The following is a 9,814-nucleotide window of genomic DNA, read 5'->3' as shown; positions in this document are numbered from 1 at the left end:
ACGCCGGAGCGAAGAACGTCGTGGTGATCGATCCGAACTCGTTCAAGCGGGACACAGCGCTGAAGTTCGGTGCCACGCACGCGTTCGCCACCGCGGCGGAGGCACAGGAGGCGGTCATCGAGCTGACCCGGGGCCAGGGCGCGGACCAGGCGCTCATCCTGGTCGGCACGGTCGACGAGGCGGTCGTGTCGGCAGCGTTCGACATCATCGGCAAGGGCGGCACGGTCGTGGTGACCGGGCTGGCCGCGCCGGAGAAGCTGACGGTGCACGTCTCCGGTGCGGTGCTCACCCTGTGGGAGAAGACGATCAAGGGCACGCTGTTCGGTAGCTGTAACCCGCAGTACGACATCGTGAAGCTGCTCGGCCTCTACCAGGCGGGTCAGCTCAAGCTGGATGAGCTGATCACCCGTAGGTACCGGCTGGACGAGGTGAACCAGGGCTACCAGGACCTTGTCGACGGCACGAACATCCGCGGGGTGCTCGTGCACGAGCACTGATCCCGGATCTGGTGCGGTGCAGGTGCCACGCCGAACCGTTCTCACTTCTGCACCGGTTAGTTACTCAGCCTCACCGGCAGCCTGATCTCTCGTCGCTTCCGCCGCGTGTCCTGCTGATAGCTGTCATCACCGAAAGCATCACCGAATACCACCGACTCTCCCCGCCCCTCGACCCAGGACGCTTCCTTCTCGCCAGGGAGCCGCCGGAAAAACTTCAGGTCTTGATGTTGGTCTGTCGATTCGACTCCCCGACTGGGACAGCGGTCCACGAGCCCAAGCCGCAGATCAAGAACCGACGTTATTTTTCGGCGGCTCCCCGTCCTTCTCGCCCGCCGCCTGGACAACATCGCCTACGGCGCAGGCCTGTGGGCGGGCGCGCTCGAAGGGCGCTCACCCCGCTCCCCGCTTCCTGATCTCCGCGCTGGTGGAGTACGCCGTCCCACCTGCTCCGGAGCCACCGGGGGGACCGCAACTCGCTACTGCTCAGCATCGGCAGCCACTCGCGCCTCTGCTCCTCGGCGCCGAACGGGTAGATGGGCATGGCGCCCGGGGGGCCTGGCATCCAGGGTGATAACTGCAGACTGCTTGAGGTGTTCGTGACGCACTGCATCCAGGCTGGAGCTACGGCGGCGTCGGAACCAGGAAAACGCTCCTCACAGTGGTCCCGGTCGCTGGAACTGACCGGCGAAGCGTCCGGGTTGATCGCGGGCCGGAGCGCCGCTGCTGCGGCTGCCGGCCGAGGAGCCCGGGCTGCGCGGCCGGCTGCCGGCGGCGCTGGCTAGGCCCGGGATCGTTCCCGCCCACGACCGCGGGCAGGTATTCGTTCACGCGGCGGTCGCCCTCGGTAGCTCAAATGTGGCTAAGAAGCACTAAAAGACGCCCGCCTATTTGATGCTAAGCAAAAAAATTGCGTTAAGTTATCTCTGCTTCACCTGACCCGGCCAACCTGGTCCATCGGGACAGCGAGCGAAGGAGATCGAGTGGAGTTGTCGTACGGACAGGCCGTGGCATCGACCATCACGGGTACGGCGATGTGCACGCAGCCCTGCGGCGACCGGTGGACCGAGCCACGCCGCACCGCAGCAGCCCTGCGCGCACGCCGGGACACTCATCGCACCGGAACGATGACGATCCGCTCCCGGGCCCCGGTCAACATCTTCACGCCGCTGCGGCTGGAGTCCGAACCCGGCCAGATCGACGGGCGCACGATCCGGGTCGAAGAGGGCAGCCGAAACGTCTTTTTGACGTTCGATGACGGGCCGAACTCTTTTTGTGCACCGCAGGTACTCGATGTGCTCGCGGAGCACCGAGTGGTCGCCACCTTCTGCGTGATCGGGGATTACCTGCGAGCGCCGTACGGCGCCTGGACCAGCGAGGCCCGGGCGTCCGCGGCGCTGTTCGGACTGGAGCCCCTGAACTGGTCGGTGGATCCGCGCGACTGGTCACGTCGCGGTGTGGACGTGACCGCCGAGACGGTGCTGACACGCATCCGGCCGGGGGGAGTCATTCTTCTGCATGACGGATGCCCGGCGGATGATTTGCCGAGTGGCAGCCACACCGGGCTGCGTGAACAGACAGTCATGGTGCTCCGCCGTTTGATTCCGGCGCTGCATGACCGCGGGTTTGTCTTCCAGTCGCTTCCCGTCCCGTCCATCCATTCCCCGGTTGGCGAACCGGTCTGACGCCCTCCGGAGCTCACGATGTCGGCCGCGATGAGTATTCTCTCCACCGCCAATATAATCATCCCCTCATCCTATGTCACCCTCGCCATCGGCTATCAGGGCGCGAAGACGTTTTATGCCCGGCGCGCTTACCGGCCGACTACCGCGCACCACGCAGACCCTTGCGACGGCCTGTCGAGTGTGGATGTGATTATCCCCTGTTACAACGAGGACCCACTGACCCTGGCAGCGTGCCTGCGTTCGGTTGCGGCGCAGGACTACCAGGGGGAGTTGCGGGTCTACCTCGTCGACGACGGCTCTACAAATCGCGGCCGCCTGCGGCCCGTTTACGACACCTACGCTGCCGACCCGCGGTTCACCGTCCTGCTGCTGCCACACAACGTCGGGAAGCGCAAGGCGCAGGTCGCGGCGATCCGTCGGTCAGCCGGTGACCTGGTGGTCAACGTCGACTCGGACACCACGATCGAACCGGATGTCGTGCGCAAGCTGGCGGCGAAGATGGCCGATCCGGCCGTCGGCGCGGCCATGGGCCAGATGGTCGCCCGCAACAGACGCGCCACCTGGCTGACCAGGCTGGTCGATATGGAGTACTGGATCGCCTGTAATGAGGAGCGGGCGGCCCAGGCTGAGTTCGGCGCTGTCATGTGCTGCTGCGGGCCGTGCGCGGTCTACCGTCGTTCCGTCCTCCTTGCGATGCTTGACCAGTACGAGACCCAGTTTTTCCGGGGGAGGCCGAGCGACTTCGGTGAGGACCGTCACCTGACCATTCTCATGCTCAAGGCGGGCCTGCGTACCGAGTACGTTCCGGACGCGACGGCGGYGACGGTGGTACCCGAGCGAATCCGGCCATACCTGCGCCAGCAACTTCGGTGGGCGCGCAGCACATACCGCGATACGTTGCTGGCCGTACGCTTGCTGCCCCGGCTCGACCGCTATCTCGTGCTGGACGTGATAGGCCAGAACCTCGCACCACCGTTGCTCGGCCTGACGGTGCTGACCGGATTCACGCAGGTCGTGGCGACGGCAATGATGTCATGGTGGCCAATCCTGGTGATCACGGTGGTGACCCTGATCAGCTGCTGCTGTGCGGCTTGGCGCACCCGCCAGGCGAGGTTCTTCGCCTTTGCGCTGCACACCTTCATCAACATCTTCCTGCTACTCCCACTGAAGGCCTACGCGATCTGCACCCTGAGCAATGCCAACTGGGGTTCGCGTGCCATTCCGGCTGCCGGCCCGGGCGGTGACGAAGAAGGAGTGCCGACGGTCGTATTTCCCACGCAGCCCGGGCCCGGGCCTGCGCCTAATTCATCCTCCGCCACCTTCCCGTTTTCATCCTGAGCTGTCAGGGGCACACGGATGGTAGTCGCCAGACCAGAAAAGCCGGTGAGGCGGCGCCGACAGGAGCGACCCCACGCCAGGAGTCTGAATATTCGAAGACTGGTAACCGGTGAGCTCGGCGGACAGGCGCGGGWGCGACTCAGAAGGGCATGGCCTGATGGATAACGGGATCCACACGGAGAATCTGACCAAGAAATACGGTGCGGCGTACGGCCTGCACGGTCTGAACCTGCATGTTTCTACCGGGAGGGTGCTCGGGCTGCTGGGACCGAACGGGGCTGGTAAGACCACGACCGTGAATATACTGACGACGCTTCTGACACCGGACAGTGGCAATGCCTGGGTGGGGGGCTTCAACGTGGCCCGGCAACCACTGCAGGTACGTCGCCGTATCGGTGTCTCTGGCCAGGAAACCGCTGTGGAGCCCCTGCTCACCGGCGCGGAGAACCTGGAGCTGTTCGGCCGGCTGCATCGTCTCAGCCGGCGGGACGCGTGCAGGCGGGCCCGGGAGCTGCTGGACATGTTCGACCTCACCGCGGCGGCCGGGCGACTCGCACGAACCTACTCGGGTGGCATGAGACGCCGTCTCGACCTCGCCATCAGTCTGATCAAGAGACCCTCAATTCTGTTCCTGGACGAACCCACCACCGGACTCGACCCGCGCAGTCGTACCGCCACCTGGGATCTCATCAGAGAGCTTGTCAGCTCCGGCGTGACGCTCCTGCTCACCACCCAGTACCTGGAGGAAGCGGACCAGCTCGCCGACCTGATCGCCGTGGTCGACCAGGGCCGTCTCATCGCCGAAGGCACTGCGGAAGAACTGAAGACCCTAACCAGCGACGACCGCATTGAGATCGTCCTGTGCGACGATGAGCTCCTACCTCTGGCCGCGAACATCCTCGATCGTTTCGCGACGTCTGAGGCTGTCGTCGCGCGATCAGAGCGGCGGATCGCCATCATGGCACCGCACAAACCCGGCCTGCTGACCCAGGTGCTGCGCGAGCTGGACGCTGCGGCGATCGAGCTCGAGGACGTTGAGTTGCGCCGCCCGAGCCTCGACGACGTCTTCTTCACGTTGACGGGGCGCCCGATGGATGCCAAAGCTCCGCACGAGACGGCCGCGGTGGAATGAAGCCGAATACGACTATTGATGGTATCGCCGAACCGGACAGTGAGAAGCAGGTCGCCGCCAATTGCCATCGGAGGACGCGTCCATATCCCGTCATGGGTGACCGCGGCAGGCCAAGGAAACTGGAGGGAACCAGCCCTGTCGCGTTCCTCCTCGACGTCTACCTGTTGACCAGGCGTCTACTGATGCGAATGCCGCACCAGCCCGACCTCATCGTCTACAGTATCGTCCAACCAGCCATCTTCACCCTGGCGATGATATATCTCTTCGGCGAGGCCATCGCACTTCCCGGTGGAGCCGATTACACGGATTTCGTCATTGCTGGCCTTCTGGCCCAGACGGTCGTCATGGGCGCCGCCTCGGCCACATCCGGCGGGATCGCCTTCGAACTGGGCCAGAGGACGATCGATCGGCTCCGTACGCTCCCCCTGTCGCGACTGAGCATCCTCGCCGGTTGTACTAATGCCGGCGTCATAAGGTCCTTCATCACGGTGTTCGTGACCACGTCGTGTGGGCTGGTAGCCGGGTGGCGGGCGCAGGCCGGGCTGGGCGGCGCGCTACTTGCATTTGTTATTCTGCTGCTGTTCGGTCTGGCGATGAGCTGGGTGGGAGCGCTGATCGGAGTGTCGGTCAGCAATCCCGAGGTGGCCGCTGGAGCGGGTACCGTCTGGCTTTTTCCGGTGATGTATCTGTCCAATGCGCTCACCCCGGTTAGCAGCATGCCGGGCTGGCTCCAGCCCGTCGCCGGATGGAACCCGTTGTCCGCTGTCACCACTGCCTGTCGCCAGTTGTTCGGAAATCCGACGRCATCCGGTATCGAGAATATCTGGCCGGCTGATCATCCGATTCTGGCATCGGTTTCCTGGTCGCTGGCAATAATGTTTGCCACCGTGCCGCTGGCCGTTTGGAGATTCATACGTCGGACGAGCAGATGAAATCTCCTCGGCGCCCGCCGACACCGATTCTGGCCATTCCCCGGCAGGACCAGAAAGAATCAGGAGAAATTCCCGTGAAAACCCAAATCCGGTGGGAGTATGAGCTCGAGCCGGGTGACGACGCGGAGCTTGGCCGAGTTCTTTCGAAACACCTACGGACGGAGTCGTCCGCGACGAGTTGCGCGAGCATGTCGAGAGTACAGGCCGCGCGACCATCGTGTCCGGAGTCCGGGTGAGGTCCACCGACCTGTGGGATTGTTCCAAGACGTGTATCGAGGATCATCTCGTCGTAGGAGGGGCGGCAATTGTCGACTCCAGAGCCATTTGTCATATTGGCGATGCCGCGAACGGGATCGCACCACCTGGAGGCTCTGGCCAACGAGCACCCGAACGTCCTGGCGAACGGAGAGCTGCTTAATCCGTGGGACACCGGCTGGCCTGGCGTTGATCGTACGGACATGTCTGACCCCGAACTGCTCGAGTTGGCCTTCGTGCGCTTTCCGCGGCGGGACGCAAAATATGAGGTCAGATGCGTCGGCTGCAAGCTCAATGAGCCTCAGTTCCAGGAACGTCCCACCTTTTTTCGTGAGCTGGAGGCTTGGCCGAGTCTGAAAGTAATCGCGCTCAAACGGCGGAACCTGCTCGAGTCATTCCGGTCCCTCATCCAGGCGCGTGAGAGCGGCCGCTGGCTGGCCCCCAGCGCGCACGGCCCGACGCCGGTGCCGCCACGCGTGAAGCTGTCACCCGCAGACTGCGAAAGTTACTTCAGAAGCGCCGAGGAGTTCTATGGCCGCATCTTCGCCAGCTTTTCCCCGGAGAAAATCCACGAAGTTTACTATGAGGACCTGCGGGATAGCCCAGGGGAATGCCTGGCGGAGATCTGGGACTTTCTCCGTGTTTCCCCGCATCCGCTGTCGGACTGTCATCTCCTGCAGCGGCAGGAGACGCGCCCGCTCAGCGAGGCGGTGCTGAACTACGACGAGCTGCGCGGCCACTTCCAGGGCACCCCGTACCAGGCTTTCTTTTCGTGAGCGTGATCCCGCCGGGGCAACGCGCAGCGCAGTGGCAGCCGCGTGCCCAGCGGTCCACGGCGATGAAGATAGTGGGGTCTCCTCCGGCTCGTTCCAGTGACGGTTCAGTTGGCTGTAGGGAGCCAGAACTGGGCTGTCGGTGTTGACCCGGGGTTTTAGGCGGCTTGTTCGTATCCGTTGATCAGGCCACCGAGGACAGGCTGGCGCTTGATCCGTTCCCGGGTCAGATCGGCGACGGGGTGGTCGGGCCGTGGTGCCTGAAGGCCGCGGCCGCGGTGGGGGCGTCGCCCTGTTCGCTCACTGGCGGCTGGGGGTGTATCCGAAGGCTGGATGATGGGAGCCGGGTAAACCGAGAGGTTTACGCCCGGTTCTGCGAGAGCCGGGGGGCGCGATTCCCCCGGCTACTCACCTGGGTGGTCCACAACTCGTCTGGGTGTGCGGTGACCCCGAGGATGTGGACGGAGCGGGAGCCGACTTCCATGACGAACAAGCAGTGCAGACGCCGGAGCGTCACGGCGGAGTCAACGTGGAAGAAGTCCACGGCCAGCATCGTCGATACCTGGGTGTGCAGGAATTGCCGCCACGTCGTATCGGTCTGCCGCTTTCGTGATGGGTAGCCGCCTCATTAAAGTCTCTTGGTCATCACTCTTGGTCATCGCTACTAGGCGTAGCGTTATGGCGACGATCGGCTGGTGGGTCGCGGGTCTTTGCCTGAGTTTGCGTTGAAATCGGAGCTGCGGCGAACAGGCCTTGTCAGGCTGGGACATTCCGTTAGAGTTCGACCGGTACTTGTCTCGCGTCTGGTGGGCCTGGAGGAGGCCGTCAGACGCGGGACAACACAACACCTACCCGATGACCCGCGGTCGCGGCTCTCACCGACACGTCAAGGCCGGCGAACCGATGGAGTGCGATGTGGAATACGACGACAAGGTCTGGTGCCCATGAACCGCAAGGTTGCCGTTCTCGGCGGTGGAATGGCCGGGCTGGAGGCCGCGGTCCGAATGGCGGCCCAGCCTGGGATGGAAGTCGAAGTCATCGAAGCCGGGCCGGCGACCCGTCGCCGTCATGTCGACGGGGATACCTCGATCCATCCGGGCGATGAGAAGGTCCGGCGGTGGACCAGCGACGGCTGGGGATTTGGTGCCGGTCTTTCGGAACGACTCGGCGGGCGTTCGCTGTGTTATCACGGTGTTCTTCTTGGGCTCACTTCCAAGGAGTTGGTCGACTGGCATCCCTGCTGGCAGGAGCGGTTAGTCGGTCCGGCCGGCTGCTATGCACAGGTTTACGCAGAACTCAGCCCGAGGTTTCCGGGGCTGGTGGCCTCAGCACAGTTGTCCGCTGCGAGCAGAGTCGGCCTCCAGCACGCTCCACAAGCAGCACGCTATGACAGTCTGACCGGCCGGTTCGAAGCCTATTCGCCGCTATCAGCGGTCCTTCGACTCGCCGCGGCAAGCGACCGCTTCCGCGTCGTCCGTGGCCGTGTGCGGTCCCTGAGGCGCGGTAAGCTCGGATGGGACGTAGAGGTGGCTACCCCTTCTGGCAGCGCTGCGACGAGGCAGGGGTTCGACGCATGTGTCCTCGCGTCGTCCGCTATCGGGAACATCCAGATCCTGGCCCAGACGACAGGGGAGTCGATCACGACTTCCATCACGGACCATTTTTGCGTCGGCGCCCTCGCGCGAATCGAACCCGGTGAGCCCCTGGGCAGCTTTCGACACCCGATGCTATGGACCGGATACCATCCGGTGCCGTCACTGTCCGCCAACATCTTCGTGCAGGAGCGGCCGGCTCTTCCGAACGGTGACCGGCTCATCTCGCTTGCAGCCGTGATCGAACAGGGCAGCGGTCCGGCCGACTTCAGCACGCTCGCGGTCCAGCCGTCGTCGATCGACGGCATTGCCGCTGCCCACATAACGACGGCGATTTCGTCCGCCGATCTCGATCGCATAGGCAAAGTTCGACAGGAGCTCCTGCGCCTGGCAGACGAGATCGCCCAGGGTTCGCTCCTCGACATCACCGCACCGCGTCCCGACGGCGACTGTCTGGTCGGCCCGGCCGACGGCGGAAACCAGGGCGAGGAGTCGCGGAAGTTCGGCGAGGCCGAGGCCTTTCAAGCGTTGCTCGCCGAACCTCTGGCCGGGCGGGTTGCCCAGTTCGAGCTACCGTACGGGTCGTTCGAGCATGAAGCCTGTTCCCACCCGCTCGGCGGTGCACTGAAGGTCACCGTCGACCTCGAGGCCGAGGCGCTTCCCGGCGTCTACCTAGCCGGTCCGGGGAATTTTTCCCGGACCGGCGCGGCCAACCCGGCACTCACCATCATCTCCATGTCGCGTTGGCTCGGCGACTTGCTCGCCGGTTGAGATTCACGTTACCCGGTGGCACACGATATCTATTTCCGCCCCGACTGCCCACCTGTTAAAGGAGGTCGATGATGTCCAAACTCGCCATATCTGGTGGTACTCCGGTTACGGATGAACCGTTCCCGGCCTGGCCCAGCTTCGCGCCGGAGAGTATCGACCGGGCCATGGAGCCTCTCCGCAGCGGCCGGGTGAACTACTGGACCGGTGAACTCGGCCGGCAATTCGAGGCGGAGTTGGCCGCGTATCTCGGTGCCGAGCACGCCATCACTACGAATAGCGGAACCTCCGCCTTGCACACCGCGCTTGCTGCGCTGGGTATCGGGCCTGGAGACGAGGTCATCTGCACTCCGTACTCCTTCGTTGCCTCGGCGTCCTGTGTGCTGCAAGCTGGTGCACTGCCGGTCTTCGCCGACGTCGACGAGTCGCATACGCTCAGTGTGGCCGACGTCGAAAAGAAAATCACTCCGCGTTCTCGGGCGATCATTGTGGTTCACCTCTACGGCGTCGTCGCGGATCTTGATCCGATCATCGATCTGGGYAGGAAGCATGGTTTGTTTGTCGTTGAGGACTGCGCGCAGAGCATCGGCGCGACCTACAAGGGGAGGAAGGTCGGAACGGTCGGCGATGTCGGCTGTTTCAGCTTCTGCCAGAGCAAGCACTTCACCACCGGTGGTGAAGGTGGCGCGATCGTCACCGATGACGAGGACCTGAGCTGGGAATGTCGTTCTCTCCGGGACCACGGCTTTGACGTGGCCAGGAGGATGGGGCTTATGGAACTCGGGCCGGAGTACATCCATCGGCGGGTGGGCTTCAATTACCGGCTAACCGAGATGCAGTCAGCC

8 protein-coding genes and 2 pseudogenes are annotated in these 9,814 nt (G+C 64.0%); 9 read left to right on the top strand and 1 reads right to left on the bottom strand.

Annotated features, from left to right (window positions below; all coding sequences use genetic code 11):
• The 7 genes and pseudogenes from BBK14_RS05400 to BBK14_RS05375 all read left to right on the top strand — a co-directional run.
• The coding region (locus BBK14_RS05400) for a zinc-binding dehydrogenase (RefSeq protein WP_157904215.1) at positions 1–497 on the top strand (497 nt) is incomplete at its 5' end.
• Positions 498–1,477: 980 nt separating this feature from the next.
• On the top strand, positions 1,478–2,179 hold the full coding sequence (locus BBK14_RS05395; protein WP_241831163.1) for a polysaccharide deacetylase family protein: 702 nt from the start codon (positions 1,478–1,480) through the stop codon (positions 2,177–2,179).
• Between the two features lie 18 nt (positions 2,180–2,197).
• Entirely contained in the window at positions 2,198–3,517 is a 1,320-nt protein-coding gene (gene nodC, locus BBK14_RS05390) for a chitooligosaccharide synthase NodC (RefSeq protein ID WP_071060092.1), read from the top strand.
• Between the two features lie 157 nt (positions 3,518–3,674).
• Complete coding sequence (locus BBK14_RS05385; RefSeq protein WP_071060091.1) at positions 3,675–4,649, top strand: ATP-binding cassette domain-containing protein; 975 nt, start codon at positions 3,675–3,677, stop codon at positions 4,647–4,649.
• Entirely contained in the window at positions 4,646–5,581 is a 936-nt protein-coding gene (locus BBK14_RS05380) for an ABC transporter permease (protein ID WP_071060090.1), read from the top strand. The genes BBK14_RS05385 and BBK14_RS05380 overlap by 4 nt, the downstream gene beginning before the upstream one ends.
• Before the next feature lie 172 nt (positions 5,582–5,753).
• Positions 5,754–5,999 (top strand): annotated as a pseudogene (locus tag BBK14_RS36675) (hypothetical protein); the annotation flags it as partial.
• A complete protein-coding gene (locus BBK14_RS05375) occupies positions 5,887–6,612 on the top strand; it encodes a sulfotransferase (protein WP_275078446.1) in 726 nt (241 codons plus the stop codon). The pseudogene BBK14_RS36675 and the gene BBK14_RS05375, both read left to right, overlap by 113 nt.
• 155 nt (positions 6,613–6,767) lie before the next feature.
• On the opposite strand, the pseudogene BBK14_RS42015 reads toward BBK14_RS05375, so the two are convergent.
• Positions 6,768–7,225, bottom strand: a pseudogene (locus tag BBK14_RS42015) (integrase core domain-containing protein); the annotation flags it as partial.
• Positions 7,226–7,553: 328 nt separating this feature from the next.
• Between BBK14_RS42015 and BBK14_RS37680 the strand changes: the two are divergent.
• The gene (locus BBK14_RS37680; protein ID WP_131802159.1) at positions 7,554–8,972 is read left to right on the top strand and encodes a hypothetical protein; all 1,419 of its coding nucleotides are present in this window, start codon (positions 7,554–7,556) and stop codon (positions 8,970–8,972) included.
• Between the two features lie 68 nt (positions 8,973–9,040).
• Positions 9,041–9,814 (top strand): DegT/DnrJ/EryC1/StrS family aminotransferase (locus BBK14_RS05360; RefSeq protein ID WP_241831156.1); only part of this gene is annotated, 774 nt, incomplete at its 3' end.

This window comes from Parafrankia soli (genome assembly GCF_001854695.1).
GTDB classification, from domain to species: domain Bacteria; phylum Actinomycetota; class Actinomycetes; order Frankiales; family Frankiaceae; genus Parafrankia; species Parafrankia soli.
Note: the sequence above shows the minus strand (reverse complement) of the source record. Positions and strands in the feature narration are given on the sequence as shown.

Excerpts from the sequence above, each read along its gene's own strand:
- BBK14_RS05385 (WP_071060091.1), top strand. The coding sequence starts at position 3,675 with ATGGATAACGGGATCCACACGGAGAATCTGACCAAGAAATACGGTGCG.
- BBK14_RS37680 (WP_131802159.1), top strand. The coding sequence starts at position 7,554 with ATGAACCGCAAGGTTGCCGTTCTCGGCGGTGGAATGGCCGGGCTGGAG.